The sequence below is a fragment of the Nonomuraea antimicrobica genome (genome assembly GCF_039536965.1).
Taxonomy (GTDB): domain Bacteria; phylum Actinomycetota; class Actinomycetes; order Streptosporangiales; family Streptosporangiaceae; genus Nonomuraea; species Nonomuraea antimicrobica.
Genome location: NZ_BAAAZP010000219.1, coordinates 1 through 13,485 on the forward strand (window position 1 = coordinate 1; position 13,485 = coordinate 13,485).

General features: G+C 71.3%; 16 protein-coding genes. 4 read left to right on the top strand and 12 right to left on the bottom strand.

Going from position 1 to position 13,485, the window contains the following annotated elements; genetic code table 11:
• Positions 1–584, top strand: a 584-nt coding sequence (locus tag ABD844_RS46990; RefSeq protein ID WP_344894491.1) for a hypothetical protein, incomplete at its 5' end; no start/stop codon positions are given.
• On the opposite strand, the gene ABD844_RS46995 is transcribed toward ABD844_RS46990, so the two are convergent.
• From ABD844_RS46995 to ABD844_RS47045, 12 genes are all read right to left on the bottom strand, one after another.
• The gene (locus ABD844_RS46995; RefSeq protein WP_344894494.1) at positions 571–1,872 is read right to left on the bottom strand and encodes a hypothetical protein; all 1,302 of its coding nucleotides are present in this window, start codon (positions 1,870–1,872) and stop codon (positions 571–573) included. The genes ABD844_RS46990 and ABD844_RS46995 overlap by 14 nt on opposite strands.
• Before the next feature lie 277 nt (positions 1,873–2,149).
• The gene (locus ABD844_RS47000; protein WP_344894497.1) at positions 2,150–2,896 is read right to left on the bottom strand and encodes a methylated-DNA--[protein]-cysteine S-methyltransferase; all 747 of its coding nucleotides are present in this window, start codon (positions 2,894–2,896) and stop codon (positions 2,150–2,152) included.
• Positions 2,893–3,453: an RNA polymerase sigma factor gene (locus tag ABD844_RS47005; RefSeq protein WP_344894500.1), complete on the bottom strand. Its 561-nt coding sequence runs from the start codon at positions 3,451–3,453 to the stop codon at positions 2,893–2,895. Before ABD844_RS47005 ends, ABD844_RS47000 begins: the two co-directional genes overlap by 4 nt.
• Positions 3,454–3,661: 208 nt before the next feature.
• Positions 3,662–3,967, bottom strand: a complete 306-nt coding sequence (locus ABD844_RS47010) for a DUF1416 domain-containing protein (RefSeq protein ID WP_344894503.1) — start codon at positions 3,965–3,967, stop codon at positions 3,662–3,664.
• Positions 3,967–4,806 carry a sulfurtransferase gene (locus ABD844_RS47015; RefSeq protein ID WP_344894506.1) on the bottom strand — a complete coding sequence of 280 codons (840 nt, stop codon included), beginning with the start codon at positions 4,804–4,806 and terminating at the stop codon, positions 3,967–3,969. The genes ABD844_RS47010 and ABD844_RS47015 overlap by 1 nt, the downstream gene beginning before the upstream one ends.
• Entirely contained in the window at positions 4,803–5,216 is a 414-nt protein-coding gene (locus tag ABD844_RS47020; protein WP_344894509.1) for a DUF4395 domain-containing protein, read from the bottom strand. Before ABD844_RS47020 ends, ABD844_RS47015 begins: the two co-directional genes overlap by 4 nt.
• Positions 5,217–5,275: 59 nt before the next feature.
• Positions 5,276–5,359 carry a putative leader peptide gene (locus ABD844_RS53500; protein WP_350668905.1) on the bottom strand — a complete coding sequence of 28 codons (84 nt, stop codon included), beginning with the start codon at positions 5,357–5,359 and terminating at the stop codon, positions 5,276–5,278.
• A gap of 78 nt (positions 5,360–5,437) precedes the next feature.
• Positions 5,438–5,851 carry a TlpA family protein disulfide reductase gene (locus tag ABD844_RS47025; RefSeq protein ID WP_344894512.1) on the bottom strand — a complete coding sequence of 138 codons (414 nt, stop codon included), beginning with the start codon at positions 5,849–5,851 and terminating at the stop codon, positions 5,438–5,440.
• A 28-nt stretch (positions 5,852–5,879) separates the two neighbouring features.
• The gene (locus ABD844_RS47030) at positions 5,880–6,788 is read right to left on the bottom strand and encodes a zf-HC2 domain-containing protein (protein WP_344894627.1); all 909 of its coding nucleotides are present in this window, start codon (positions 6,786–6,788) and stop codon (positions 5,880–5,882) included.
• Positions 6,788–7,300: a sigma-70 family RNA polymerase sigma factor gene (locus ABD844_RS47035; protein WP_344894515.1), complete on the bottom strand. Its 513-nt coding sequence runs from the start codon at positions 7,298–7,300 to the stop codon at positions 6,788–6,790. The genes ABD844_RS47030 and ABD844_RS47035 overlap by 1 nt, the downstream gene beginning before the upstream one ends.
• A gap of 109 nt (positions 7,301–7,409) precedes the next feature.
• Positions 7,410–8,075 carry an LmeA family phospholipid-binding protein gene (locus ABD844_RS47040; RefSeq protein ID WP_344894518.1) on the bottom strand — a complete coding sequence of 222 codons (666 nt, stop codon included), beginning with the start codon at positions 8,073–8,075 and terminating at the stop codon, positions 7,410–7,412.
• Between the two features lie 166 nt (positions 8,076–8,241).
• Positions 8,242–8,493, bottom strand: coding sequence for a MoaD/ThiS family protein (locus tag ABD844_RS47045; protein ID WP_344894521.1), 252 nt, complete (start codon positions 8,491–8,493; stop codon positions 8,242–8,244).
• A gap of 176 nt (positions 8,494–8,669) precedes the next feature.
• On the opposite strand from ABD844_RS47045, the gene ABD844_RS47050 reads away from it, so the two are divergent.
• From ABD844_RS47050 to ABD844_RS47060, 3 genes are all read left to right on the top strand, one after another.
• Positions 8,670–9,362 carry a winged helix-turn-helix transcriptional regulator gene (locus ABD844_RS47050; protein WP_344894524.1) on the top strand — a complete coding sequence of 231 codons (693 nt, stop codon included), beginning with the start codon at positions 8,670–8,672 and terminating at the stop codon, positions 9,360–9,362.
• A 113-nt stretch (positions 9,363–9,475) separates the two neighbouring features.
• Positions 9,476–12,922, top strand: a complete 3,447-nt coding sequence (locus tag ABD844_RS47055; RefSeq protein WP_344894527.1) for a tetratricopeptide repeat protein — start codon at positions 9,476–9,478, stop codon at positions 12,920–12,922.
• Positions 12,923–13,072: 150 nt separating this feature from the next.
• Entirely contained in the window at positions 13,073–13,441 is a 369-nt protein-coding gene (locus tag ABD844_RS47060; protein WP_344894530.1) for a hypothetical protein, read from the top strand.
• The last annotated feature ends 44 nt before the right edge of the window (positions 13,442–13,485 follow it).

The following is a 13,485-nucleotide window of genomic DNA, read 5'->3' on the forward strand; positions in this document are numbered from 1 at the left end:
CGCCGCGCGCCCGGCGCCGCGGCCGCACGGCGTTGATCGCGGCCGCGGCCGTCGTCGTGTCCCTGCTCACCGTCGGCGCCCAGAGCTACGACGGCTACCTGTTCTACGAGAAGACCACCGAGAAGGAGACCAGGGAGATCGTCGTCCCGTTCGGCCAGGCGGGGAAGACCAGCTACAACATCGAGTTCACGGCCGCCATCAGCCACACCGAGGCCCCCGAGGACACCGTGTACGGCTCCGACGGGACCTGGCTGAAGGTCGACATCACGCGGAAGGTCCTGGACGAGCGCAGCGCCACCATGACCGCAGAGCCCCAGGAGGTACGGCTGGAGGACACCGAGGGGCGCACGTGGGCGGTGCAGCCCCTGCCGGTGGGCGACAGGCCGTTCGACCGGCTCGTGGTGGGCCAGGAGTACACGATCGAAGGGCGGGTCATCGTGCCCAGCCCGGTGGCCGACGAGGTCGAGCTCACGTTCCGGCCGAGCACCTACCGCTCCGACACCCCCACGGAGGACCTCCTCGACCCGGAGGCCGTGAAAAAGCTGGAGAAGAACGTCGACGTGCTGCGGTTCACACGTCGTTGAGCGGCTCTCCGCGCAGGCGGGCGCGGGTGGCCGCGAGGTCGTACGTGGCCGCCAGCAGCGCCGTCGTGAGCACCGTCACGACCATCTCACGCAGGAAGGACAGCGGCGGCCCCTGGAAGGTCCACACCCACTCCTCCTGGGTGCCGATGAGCTGCCGCAGCCAGCGGTCGGCGTACTCGGCGGCCACCGTCACGCCCACGTAGCACAGGCACATCATGCCGAACAGGGGCGCGCCCGCCCTGAACACCACCCGCAGCGAGTTGGCCAGCGGCAGCCAGCGGTCCCGGAAGCCGCCGGTGACCTGGTCGAACGACTTCTGGGTGAGGTCGTGGCTGCCTTCGAGGCGATCGACGCCCCTTTCCAGCCTGGTGCCCTTGACGAGCGTGCGGGTCTCGTCGGAGTAGGCGCCGTAGACGAGCATCGCCACGGTGAGCCAGGCCAGCGGGACCGTGACCGCGTCGAGGAAGAACGGCCAGACGTCGCCGAACCAGTCCGTGACGGCGTCCCAGACGGGCACGCTCTTCTTGGTCTCGGCCCAGATCTCCTCGGCGCCGCTGACCACGCTGCGGTGCTCCACCCAGTCAGAACGCGCGTTCGCGAGGACCACGGTGGCGTTCAGCCCGTAGAAGACGAACGCGAACTCGGAGAAGGCGGCGCCGAAGCCGAAGAACCCGCCCTTGCCCTTCGCCACGAACTTCGCGAACAGCGCCTTCAGCGCGAACATGGCGGCCATCGCCCCGAGCGACACCCGCCAGTCGAGGTCGACCAGCCCGCGCCCGACGTCGGAGTCCTCGCCGAACCAGGAGGCGCTGGTCAGGTCGTAGAAGTGATGGAAGATGTCCATCTGGTAGACGTCGCGGGCGTCCTCCTTCTGGAACCCCCACGCCAGGTAGAGCACGGCGAAGGCCGGGGCCACCCGGTCGAGGGTACGGAAGAACCGCTCGTCCGCCGCGCCCTCCCCGCTCCTGGCCCGGATCTCCCACAGCGCGCCGCGCAGGGCGTGCAGCATGCCGGTGACCACGGTCAGCGCGGCCAGGATGACGAAGGTGAGCAGCGTCATGACGGCCACGAGCCGGACCTGCCGGAAATCGCCGTACGCCACCTCGGTGGCGGCGTAGAGCAGCACGAAGCGCACCAGCTCACCGGCGGCGAACCAGAGAATCAGCGGCAGAGCGCACCTCTGGAGCAGGCGCAGGGCGTGGAGGGGCAGCGAGTACGGCGACGGCAGCTCCTGAGCCGTCGTGGGCCCAGGTCGCGGGGGCGCCGTCGCACCTGTCGATCCGGACATCGGTGGAATCGTAGCGGTATGCCCCTCGCGACGCAGCAGCAACACCCGAAGAACGCCACTCTCCGCAGATCGATCATGGACGCACAGCGAACACGACGCACGGGCCCGACCACGCACGAGCCGACCTCGCACGAGCCGACCTCGCACGAGCCGACCTCGCACAGGCCGACCCGTGCGGGCCCGACCCCGTGCAGGCCCGACCCGTGCGGGCGACGCCGCCGCGCCACCCGACCGAGCCTCCGTGCCCCCGGAGAGCTACCCGGCCTGTTCGGGGGAGCTACCCGGCCTGTTCGTAGGCCGGGCGGCAGGTGCGGCAGGGGCGGTAGCCGGCCGCCCTGGCCTGGGCGAGGTCGCGGAAGCCGTGCCGGTGGGCGGGCGTGATGCGGCGGGCGTTGTGGCACGTCGGGAAGCACACCACCCCCGTCGTGTCGCTGGCCAGGTAGAACACCCGCCGCCCGGCCAGCTCCCGCACCCGGTCCAGGTCGACGCCCTCGGCCAGCAGCAGCCGCTCCTTGGCCGACGGGCCGAACACATAGTCGCCCGGCACGCCGTCCGAGCGCGTGACCCGGTGGCAGGGGATGAGCAGCGGCACGGGGTTGCGGGCCAGGGCCGTGCCGACCGCGCGTACGGCCTTGGGACGGCCCACGCGGGCCGCGATCCACGAGTACGGCCGCACCTCGCCCCTCGGGATCGTCCGCACCACCTCCAGCACCTCGCGCTGGAAGCCGCTCGCCCCGCGCAGGTCCAGCCGGACCCCCGACAGGCGGCCCGTACGCAGGGCGGGCAGCAGACCGGCGGGCGGCCGGACGGCGGGCAGCAGCGGACGGGCGAAGCGCTTCCTGAACGTCTCGGCGAAGCCCTCCCCCTCGTGCACGTACGCCACGCCCTGGTCGGTGAACGCGACGGACAGCTCCCCGAGCGGGCTCGGCACGCGTACCCAGTGGGCCGCGATCCGGTCGAGAAGGCCGTCCGGCGGCTCTGCGGCCAGTGCCGCGAGTGCGGTGAGCAGTGGATCGTGGGTCATCGGGCACCTCCCAGTGCGCGTAGGCGCCGCAGCCCTCTGGACACGTGCGACTTGACCGTACCCTGGGGGATCTTCAGCACCGTGGCGATCTCGCTGACCGGCAGGTCCACGACGTGCCTGAGCACGACCGCGGCCCGCTGCTCCTCCGGCAGCAGGCCGAGCAGCTCGGCCAGCTCGTCGCCGGTCTCGTGGCGCACCGCCGCCTCCTCCACGTCCTCTCCGGGATCGACGGTGTCGACCGGCTCGTCCCACAGGTCGGGCGGGGGTTTGCGGGACCTGGTGCGCGCGCAGTTTCGCCAGATGTTCATGAGGATCGTCATGAGCCACGCGCGCGGCTGGAGCGCGGCGACGCGGTCGCGCTCATATCCGGCCAGCGCCCGGTACGCCCGCAGGAACGCCTCCGCGGTGAGGTCCTCGGCGTCGGCCCAGCGCCCGCTCAGCCGCAGCGCGGTCGAGAAGACCAGGCCCCGGTAGGCGCCGTACAGCTCGGCGAAGCCCTCGTCGAGGTCGTCGAGTAGCGCCTTGCGCACCGGCTCGGGGCAGTCGGATTCGCTCACGTCCACTACAACACCGCCGGGTCCCGGCCCGTTGCACCCCGCCCCACCACACCCCGCTCCACCGGAGCCTGCCCCACCACACTCCGGTCCACCGCGCCCCGCTCCACCACACCCCGCCCCACTGGACCCCGGTCCATCGCGCCCCGGCCGGTGGCACGCGAGAGGCCCGCGTCCGTGGCGGACGCGGGCCTCAGGCGCGTTTCAGCGGTCAGACGGCCACCGCGAGCTGGGCGACCTCGCCCAGCCTTGCCTCGACGCGCACGTCCCTGGTGACGCCGCCGCCCGCGATGATGCGGACGGTCCAGTCGCCGGGCGCGGCGAAGAACCGGAAGACCCCGTCGTCGGAAACCACGACCTCGCCGGTGAACTCACCGGACTTGTCGAGCAGCCGCGCGTAGGCGGTGCCCGTGCCGGTCACGACGCCCTGGATCACGGCCTGGTTGGACAGATCGATCCCGGCGGGCAGCGTCGCGGTCTGCTCCGGCGCTCCGCATCCCTGTGCCGCGGTGCTCATCAGCGGGCCTCCCCCAACTCGATCGGCACGCCCACGAGCGAGCCGTACTCGGTCCACGAACCGTCGTAGTTCTTCACGTTGGCCTGCTCGAGCAGCTCGTGCAGCACGAACCAGGTGTGCGCCGAGCGCTCGCCGATGCGGCAGTAGGCGATGGTGTCCTTGCCGAAGTCGACCCCGGCGTCCTGGTAGAGGACGCGCAGATCGTCGTCGGACTTGAAGGTGCCGTCGTCGTTGGCGGCCTTGGACCACGGGATGTTGCGGGCCGTGGGCACGTGGCCGCCGCGCTGGGCCTGCTCCTGCGGGAGGTGGGCCGGGGCCAGCAGCTTGCCGGTGAACTCGTCGGGTGAGCGCACGTCGACCAGGTTGAGCTTGCCGATCGCCGAGACGACGTCGTCGCGGAAGGCGCGGATGGCGGAGTCCTGCTCCTGGGCGACGTATTGGGTCTTGGCCCGCTCGGCCACCTCGCGCACCAGCTCGCGGGAGTCGAGCTCCCACTTCTTGCGCCCGCCGTCGAGCAGCTTCACGTCGGAGTGGCCGTAGAGCTTGAAGTACCAGTAGGCGTAGGCGGCGAACCAGTTGTTGTTTCCGCCGTAGAGCACGACGGTGTCGTCGTTGGAGATGCCCCGGTCGGACAGCAGGGCCTCGAAACCGGTCTTGTCCACGAAGTCGCGGCGCACCGGGTCCTGCAGGTCCTGGCGCCAGTCGACCTTGACGGCGCCACGGATGTGGCCCTTGTCATAGGCGCTGACGTCCTCGTCGACCTCCACGAGGACGACTCCGGGGGTGTCGAGGTTGGCTTCGACCCAGTCGGCGTCCACCAGGGCGGCGGAGCGGCTCATTTGGATACCTCCATGTTGGCGGCGGGCAGTAGTCGGCGGATGAGCAGGTACATCTCGCAGCCAAGGCAGAATCCAAAGGCTGCGTTGAGGAAGGCGGCGAGGAGAGCCGCGGCCGTGGCCGCGAGGGCCAGCGGCGTGATCCCGGTGGAGTACCCGACCAGGCCCGCGACCGCGAAGACCAACCCGACCGCCTGGGCGAAGCGCGGTGGGCGGGCGTCCTCGGTCTCCTTCGGGACGCTTCGGACGAGCACCTTGAAAAGCATCGGGTACGGCGAGCGCCAGACTGCTCCGAGGGCGAAGACCACCGCCTGGGCGGCGAGCAGCCAGAGACTCCCCGTCACCAGAACGGAGGCGAGGACAAGAGTGGTGACGGCCGCGCCGAAACGCAGCGCTCTAGGATCGGCACGCATCGCGGGATGCTCCTGAAGGGTCGATTTGGGGCGGATCGGATGTCCGCGCGAGATCGTCCTCAGGCAGCGCGACAGAGCGCGGTGGCGACGCGGCAGAAATCAACCGCGCGCCGCTTCGTGAGCAGCTCTGTCGACGGGTTCATGGCGATGACACTACTCGGCGTCTCGTCATCTGTCACATCTCGTCCGGTTGGTGAGACAACTTGTGAGACGGCTCACACTCACGCCTCCGGTACGGCCTCCGCCAGCGCCGCCAGGACCTCGCCCTTCCTGGGCTGGCCGGCGGCCTTCTTGACCACGGCGCCCGCCGGGTCGAGCACCAGAACGGTGGGCGTGCGGGTGATGTCGAGCCGCCGTACGAGATCGAGCCTCGACTCGGCGTCGATCTCGATGTGCCGCACCCCCGGCACGACCGCGCTCACGTCGGCCAGGATCCGCCGGGTGGCCCGGCACGGCTGGCAGAACGCGGTCGAGAACTGCACCAGCGTGGCCCGTTCCCCGAGCCCCTGCCCGAGGTCGGCCTCGGACAGCCGGTCACCGTCCGTGTCGCGTACGCGTCCGTCGCGGCGCAGCCGGATCACCCCGATCACCGTGCCCAGCACCAGCGTCGCCAGCACCACCCAGAATCCCGTCATCGTCAGATGCAACCGAGCGGGCCCGCGATTACTTCCGCGCGTCCTCCGGCACCGGGACGTTGACGAGCAGCCTGCCCGTCTGGTCGACGACCTCGAACCTGACGATCTCCCGCAGGGCCAACGTCGTGTCCTGCCGGAAGACCGTGTTGTCCTGGTACGACTGGCGGCTGACGACCCACGTCGGCGTCTCCTCGCGCCGCCCGTCCGCGGCGACCACGACCAGGCGGCAGACGGTGCCCACCGGCACGCCGCCGACCTGTACGCCCAGCTCCGTACCGGTGTCGGAGGGCAGGGCCAGCACCGTGGCGCGGTACTGTTCCGCCTTGTTCACGCCGGGGAACTCGCGGCCCTCGCCGGGCTGCCGCGTGGCCGCGGTGTCGGCCTGCCCTTCGGCCTTCTCCGCGGGCTCCTCGTCGGCCTTGTCGGCGGTCTGCGACCGCGACGCGGGGCTCTTCGACGGCTGCGACCGCGCTTCGGGACTCCGCGAGGGCTCTTCGCTGCTCAGCGGGGCCACCAGCGCGGAGCCCTGGTCCTGCTGCGCCCTCGACTCAGGGTTCGCCGACTGGGCCACCGCGGGGGCCTGCGCCGAACTCGACGTCTCCATGACCGACCTCGCCTGGATCGCCGTCCACACCGTGCCGCCCACCACCAGCACCGCCGCCGAGGCGGCCACGGCCATCAGGATCCGGCCGCGTCTGGCCCGCTTGACGCGGTCGTTCAGCAGCCGGTCGAGCACTCGGCGCGGAGGGCTGGCCACCAGCTCGACGTCGCGTTCCGACACCTTGCCCAGGAACGAGCCGACGCCCTCCAGCTCGACCAGCTCGGCGCCGCACGCCTCGCACGTCGCCAGATGGTGGTCGACCTCCAGCGCCTCCTCCGGGTCGAGCGCGCCCAGGGCGTGCGCGCCCAGCGCGATCCGGACCTCCTCGCACGTCATCACGGTGCCAGCCCCCGTTCTTCGAGCGCCAGTTTGAGAGCGCGCAACGCGTAGTACGTACGGGACTTGACCGTGCCCGCCGGAATGCCCAGCGTCGCCGACGCCTCCTTCACTGATCGCCCCCGGTAGTAGACCTCCAGCAGCACCTCGCGGTGCTCCGGTCGCAGAGCGGCCAGCGCCTCGGCGACCGCCCACGACTCGACCGCCCGCTCCAGCTCGTCGTCGGCCGGCAGGACCGCCAGCGCCTCGTCGCCGGTCTCCTGCGGCCTGGCCTTCTTGGCCCGATGCTGGTCGACGACGAGATTACGGGCCACGGTGAACAGCCACGCGCGGACGGGCCGACCGGCCAGGGCGTCGGGATGCCGCCAGGCCCGCAACAGGGTCTCCTGGACGACGTCCTCGGCCCGGCCGGAGTCGCCGGTCAGCCGCAGCACGTAGCCGTAGAGGGGCCCGGCGTGCTCGTCGAAGAGGGTTCTCACCAGTTCCTCGTCAGCGGTGTCCGCCGCGCTCACAGGCCCGGCTCCGTCGGGCCCGCGAGCGCCGTGCCGCGGCTCCGGTCGGCTCGCTCGCTCTGCTCGCTCACGCCCCTCATCACGTACGCCGGGACGCAGCGGTTCAACCTCATCCACGAATCGGCACGTCAGACGCTTCGGCCGAGATCTCCAGCCCTTCGGCCACGCTTCGCACCTTGGTCACCTTCACGTCGAAGGGCAGGTCCCCCTTGAACGGGATCGTGTACGAGAGCAGCCCGGCGACCTGGTCGGGCACGCCCTCGATCTTCTCCGCGGTGACCCTGATGCCGCCGTCGGCGACCTCGACCCGCAGCTCGGCGTCGAACTTGACCTTGCTCGCCCCCACCGCCACCTCGCCCGACGCCGTGAGCCGCTCCCCGTTGCCGCCGATCTTCACGCCGCTCGGCGCGAACTTGTCGATGGTGGCCCGGGTGAGCGTGCCGCTGACGGTCACCCGGCCGGCCCGGACGTCGGGCCGGTTCTGGATGATGTCGGCCAGGGGCGCCGTCACGTCGTAGGCGGCGCCACGCAGGTTGTTGATCGGCACTCCCCCGTAGGAGAACGTGCCGAGGTCGAACCGCACCTCGGGATAGTGGCCGGAGAGGGCCTGGGTGAGGAAGGGGATGCCCTCGATGGTCACGGTCGGAGGGTCGGAGAGGTCCGCGGCGGCCGCGATCCTGTTGCCCAGGTCCTTCTCGACGCCGGCCACGGCCACCCGATCGACGGCGACAAGGAGAACGACGAGCACGATCAGGAAAACGATCAGCTTGCGCATGGGGCTCCCTGTCTTCGAGCGGGGGTCAAGAGCCTACCGACTGACATCCCCCATTCCCCCGCAAAGCACCCGCTCACTCGCCGCCGATCCCTCGCCACGTCACCTGCCACGTCACCTGCCACGTCGCCCGCCCGCCGATCCGCTCGCCCGCCGCTCGCCCGCCTGCTCATCCGCCCGCGAACGGAGGCAGCACCTCCACGGTCGAGCCGTCGCCGAGCAGCACGTCGTCATGGGACCGCTTCCCGACCGGGGAGCCGTCGACGAGGAACGAGCAGCGCCGCACAATCTGTGCCAGATCTGCACGATTTTGTGTGATTTTGGTCATGAGTTCACCAAGAGTGACCGCTTCGAAGGGCTCTTCAGCGACTCCGGCCGCTTCCTTCGCCGCTGCCCAATAACGTACTTTTCCCGTGGCCATGCCTGCCTCACAATCGGTTTCTGCTCTATTGTGCGACGCCCTTAACAAGGTTGTTTCAGGAGACGCGCTGTTCACCTGCGGGACTCCCAATGGACGCGACTTACTCGTGGGATATCCTCACCTACAGGACCTGGGCGACGTAGCCTCCGGGTCCTTGCGTGTTTGAGGAGGCCGTAATGAGCAACCTGCTCCTGCTGACCAACGCCCTCGAGCCGTCATCCGAGGTGCTACCGGCGCTGGGGTTGCTGCTGCACTCGATCCGCGTCGCGCCGGCGGAGGCGTCCGCCCTCATCGACACCCCGCCCGCCGACGCGGTCCTCGTCGACGCGCGCAAGGAGCTCGTGCAGGCCAAGAGCCTGTGCCGGCTGATCCGCACCACGGGCGTCGACTGCCCGCTGCTGGTCGTCGTGACCGAGGGCGGGCTGGCCGCGATGACCGCCGAGTGGGGCGTCGACGACGTGCTGCTCGACAGCGCGGGCCCGGCCGAGGTGGAGGCGCGGCTGCGCATGGCCACGGGCCGCATCTCGCAGACCGGCGCCGAAGACGCGCCCGACGAGATCCGCAGCGGCGACCTGGCGATCGACGAGGCCACCTACACGGCACGGCTGCGCGGCCGGGTGCTCGACCTCACGTTCAAGGAGTTCGAGCTGCTCAAATACCTCGCCCAGCACCCCGGCCGGGTCTTCACCCGCGCCCAGTTGCTGCAGGAGGTCTGGGGCTACGACTACTTCGGCGGCACCAGGACGGTCGACGTCCACGTCCGCCGCCTGCGCGCCAAGCTCGGCACCGAGAACGAATCCCTGATCGGGACGGTCCGTAACGTCGGCTACCGCTTCGTCCCCGACCGGGCCGACACCGCCAACGTCTGAGGCGCATTGACAGCGGGGTTCCTCCTGAAGTGCACTGTGGTGACAGGTCGTCGCACAGGCTGTATCGCGCCTGTCATGCCGGGACACCGCCGTCCTAGAGGGGTGGCGTCGGGGTGGGTCCGTTCAGGTCGCTGGTCGACGAGGGCGCCCGCCCGCGTGTCTACCGGCGCAACGAGACGATCTGCTCACCGCTCAGGCCCGCGCACAGCGTCTACCTGATCGACTACGGCTACGCCCGCGAGCACACCCCGGCCGGCGAGCGCGAGGCCGTGCACGACCTGCGGGGCGAGGGCGACCTCGTCGGCGAGCTGGCGTTCTGGAGCCCCGCCGACCGCGTCAAGGTCGACGCGCTGACCGAGGTGCGCGTCTGGCCCATCGACCTGCGGCGCTTACGCGAGCACGCCGCCTCCTCCGCGACTGTGGCGACGGCGCTGGTGCAGGAGCTGTTCGCCAGGAACATGGCCGCCCGCAGGCACGAGGCGCTGGCCCGCGCGCCCGTGGCCGCCCGGCTGGCGGTCTGGCTGCTGCACCTGGACGAACGGTACGGGCTGGCCGCCGAGTCGGCCCCGCCGCTGTCCATGGAGACGCTGGCCGACCTCGTGGGCAGCTCGCCGGATGTGGTGCAGCGGCAGCTCACCCAGTGGGTGCACCGGGGCTGGCTGGTCCGGCCCGGATACCGGCGGATGCGGATCGCCGACCCGTCCGCGCTGCGCGGCGTGGCGGGGAGCTGGGAGCACCTGTCGGCTCCGTGGCGGGGACGGGTGACGCCGTTCCTGATCCGGCCGGGCGGACCGGCCGAGCCGCTGCCCGTGGGCGAGGTGCCCAAGCCGCGCCAGCTCCCCGCCGACATCCCCGACTTCACCGGCCGGCAGCAGAGCCTCGACCTGCTCACCGCCTGGCTGGAACGCCCCCGCCGGACCAACACCATGGTCGTGCAGGGGCTGCCGGGCATCGGCAAGACCGCCCTGGTGACGCACTGGGGGCACCTGCACGCCGACCGGTTCCCCGACGGGCAGATCGTCATCGACCTGCGGGGCCAGTCGCCGAGCCAGCCGCCGATGAGCGCCACGGAGGCGCTCGGGCAGATCCTGCGCTCGCTCGGCATCGGCGAGCACATGCCGGCCGCCGACGAGGCCGAGCTGATGCTGCTCTACCGCAGCAGGATCGCCGGGCGCAGGCTGCTGCTCATCCTCGACAACGCCGCCGACCCGTCCCAGGTACGGGCCCTGCTGCCCGGCGGCAAGGACTGCGTGGTGCTGGTGACCAGCAGGACGCGGATGGCCCCGCTGCGCGCCACCGGGCACTCCGACCTCATGGACCTGCTGGTGCTGGACCCGGGCAACGCGGTGGCGCTGCTGGTGGCGGTGCTCGGGGAGGGCTCGCCGCGTACGGCCGACCGGGACGCGCTGGCCGAGCTGGCGCGGGTGTGCTCGTACCATCCGTTCGCGTTGCGGATCTCGGCCGCCAAACTGGCCGAGAACCCCGGGCTCAGCGTGCAGCGGCGGGTGGAGGAACTGCGCAGGCCCGATCTGCTGCTGGTGGGCGATCCGGAGGAGGCGTTCAGGTCGGCGCTGGACCTGGCGTACGAGTCGCTGAGCCCGGCGCAGCGGCGGGCGTTCCGGCATGTCGGGCTGCTGCCGACGCGCGACTTCAGCCCCGAGGTGCTGGCCGCCGCGCTCGGCGTGCCGGTGGGCGAGGCGGTGGTCGCGGTGGAGGGGCTGCACCGGGCGTACCTGGTGGAGCCGTTGCCCGGGCCCCGCTACCGGGTGCACGACCTGGTCAAGCGGCTGGCCAGGGAGCTGGGCAGGCACGCGGAGGCGGGCGTGCGCGAGGCCAGGGCGCGGCTGCTCGACCACTACCTGGCCAAGGCGACCGACCCTGAGACGCCGCGCGAGTGGTTCGAGGCGGAGCGGCGGTCGCTGGTCTCGTCCGTACGGCTGGCCGGGGAGAGCGGCGCGCACGGGATGGCCTGGCGACTGGCGGAGGCGGTGTTCGAGCCGTTCCGCCGACTGCGCTACTACGCCAACAACCTGGAGGTCCAGCAGGGCGGCCTGACCTCGGCCATGCAGGTCAGCAACCGGCGGGCCATCGCGCTGATGCGCAGCAACCTCGGCTCGATCCACCGGGACATCGGGCCCTCGACGCTGGCGGCCAGGTTCATCGGCGAGGCGCTGGCGGACTTCGCCGAGCTGGGCGACAGCGTGGGGCGGGCGCGGGCGCTCAACGACCTGGCGGAGGTGCACGGCATCGCGGGCAACAGCGAGGACGCGCTGAGCCACGCCGGTGCCGCCCTGGAGGTCTACAAGGAGATCGGCGACCTGCGCGGGGTGGCGAGCTGCCTGCACACGCTGTCACGGCTGCACGTGTCCCAGGAGCGGTACGAGCTGGCGCTGCACCACGCCGGCCAGGCCCTCGACGTACGGGAGCAGCTCGGCGACCGGCACGGCACCGCCCAGAGCCTGATCATCCTGGCCACCGTGCAGCGCAACCTGGGCGAGCCGAACGCCGCGCTGTCGGAGGGCCTGGAGGCGCTGTCGATCTGCCACGAGCTGGGCGACGAGCACGCCGAGGCCGAGACCCTGCTGTGCCTGGCCGAGATCTACGACCTGCTGCGGCTGCCGTACGACGCCCAGCGGGACGCGGAACGCGCGCTGGCCGGCTACACCGCGACCGGCGACCAGTACGGCTGCGGGCGGGCCCTGTGCGCGCTCGGCCGCATCGCGCGCAACGGCTCCCGCTACGACGAGGCGCTGTCGTACTACGAACAGGCCCTGGCCGTGCAGGTCGAACTCCACCACGAGCAGGGCAAGGCCGAGACCCTCGGGGACATCGGCCTGGTGCACTGGCGGCTGTCGGACTACCTGCGGGCCGACGACTACCTCAACCAGGCGCTGGCCATCGGCCGGGTGATCCGCGACGAGCCGGTCGAGGCCCGCATGCTCAACCGGCTGGCCCGCGTGCGGCGGCGGCAGGGGCTGCCGCAGGTGGCCTTCGTGTACGCGCTCGAAGCGCTCGACATCGTGCAGGGCATGGGGAACCGGCGGGCCGAGGCCGACGTGCAGGAGACGCTGGCGTACACGTACCTGTCGCTGGGGCAGCACCGGCCCGCGCTGCGGGCGGCCAAGGCGGCGCTGGCGATCAGGGAGGAGTTGCGCGACAACCGGGCCAGCGCGCTGCTGTCCATGGCGCAGGCGCTGCACACGGCGGGCCGGTCGGCGGCGGCGCTGGAACCGGCCAGGGAGACGGTGGAGCTGCAGAACGAGAGCGGCACCCGCGACCGCTGGGCGGCGGCGCTGACCACGCTGGCCATGGTGCTGCTCGACCTGGACCGGGCGGACGAGGCCCTGGTGTACGCCCGGCAGGCCAGGGACGTGCACCTGGAGTGCGGGACGCGGCGGGACCTCGGGTGCGCGCTGCGGGCGCTGGGGCTGGTCTCGGCCCGGCTCGGGCACCGGGCCCAGGCGGTCGCCCAGCTCAGGGACGCCGTACGGACGCTCGAAGACGTGGGAGACGTGTTCGAGGCGCAGCAGGCCGCGGCGGAGCTCCGGGATCTTTCCTGAGGACGCGACTTTTCCTGAAATGCCGGACGAAGTCGGTAAACGCCGGAAATTCCGATAAAAGTCGCGAAACCTCGGGGTCGAGGTCGCAGATCTTTTCCTGATCTCTTCGTTAGCTGTTCTCACCGGCTGCTCACAACGGAGGTGATCCGGATGCTCAAGAACCATCTGCGTCGAGACCTTCAATGGCTCAAGCGACAGGCACGCAAGGACCGGCGGATCACCGTCGCAGTGCTCGCCGTGGTGCTGGGCGCGTGGCTCCGCCAGCTCCCGCCCGCCCCGGCCCTCGGGGAGTCACCGGTCCTGACGGCTCTCGCGCTCGGGCTCGTCATCGGGTCGGGTTCGGCCTGGCTGGTGTCGGCGTACTACGTCAGCAGGAGCCTGCGGGTACGGCGCGAGCCCACCGAGGAGCTGCGATGGGTCTCGCGGATCGGCAGGGGGAAGGAGTGGGCGTTCTGCTCGCTCGGCGTGTACGTGGCCTGGCACCTGCTGCGGTTCGTGACGGCGCTGGTGCTGGGCTGAGGGGCCGGCGGCGGGGCGGCACCGTGAAACGGGGCCAGGACGCC

Excerpts from the sequence above, each read along its gene's own strand:
- ABD844_RS46995 (WP_344894494.1), bottom strand. The coding sequence starts at position 1,872 with ATGTCCGGATCGACAGGTGCGACGGCGCCCCCGCGACCTGGGCCCACG.
- ABD844_RS47000 (WP_344894497.1), bottom strand. The coding sequence starts at position 2,896 with ATGACCCACGATCCACTGCTCACCGCACTCGCGGCACTGGCCGCAGAG.
- ABD844_RS47010 (WP_344894503.1), bottom strand. The coding sequence starts at position 3,967 with ATGAGCACCGCGGCACAGGGATGCGGAGCGCCGGAGCAGACCGCGACG.
- ABD844_RS47015 (WP_344894506.1), bottom strand. The coding sequence starts at position 4,806 with ATGAGCCGCTCCGCCGCCCTGGTGGACGCCGACTGGGTCGAAGCCAAC.
- ABD844_RS47020 (WP_344894509.1), bottom strand. The coding sequence starts at position 5,216 with ATGCGTGCCGATCCTAGAGCGCTGCGTTTCGGCGCGGCCGTCACCACT.
- ABD844_RS53500 (WP_350668905.1), bottom strand. The coding sequence starts at position 5,359 with ATGAACCCGTCGACAGAGCTGCTCACGAAGCGGCGCGCGGTTGATTTC.
- ABD844_RS47025 (WP_344894512.1), bottom strand. The coding sequence starts at position 5,851 with ATGACGGGATTCTGGGTGGTGCTGGCGACGCTGGTGCTGGGCACGGTG.
- ABD844_RS47030 (WP_344894627.1), bottom strand. The coding sequence starts at position 6,788 with ATGACGTGCGAGGAGGTCCGGATCGCGCTGGGCGCGCACGCCCTGGGC.
- ABD844_RS47040 (WP_344894518.1), bottom strand. The coding sequence starts at position 8,075 with ATGCGCAAGCTGATCGTTTTCCTGATCGTGCTCGTCGTTCTCCTTGTC.
- ABD844_RS47045 (WP_344894521.1), bottom strand. The coding sequence starts at position 8,493 with ATGGCCACGGGAAAAGTACGTTATTGGGCAGCGGCGAAGGAAGCGGCC.
- ABD844_RS47050 (WP_344894524.1), top strand. The coding sequence starts at position 8,670 with ATGAGCAACCTGCTCCTGCTGACCAACGCCCTCGAGCCGTCATCCGAG.
- ABD844_RS47060 (WP_344894530.1), top strand. The coding sequence starts at position 13,073 with ATGCTCAAGAACCATCTGCGTCGAGACCTTCAATGGCTCAAGCGACAG.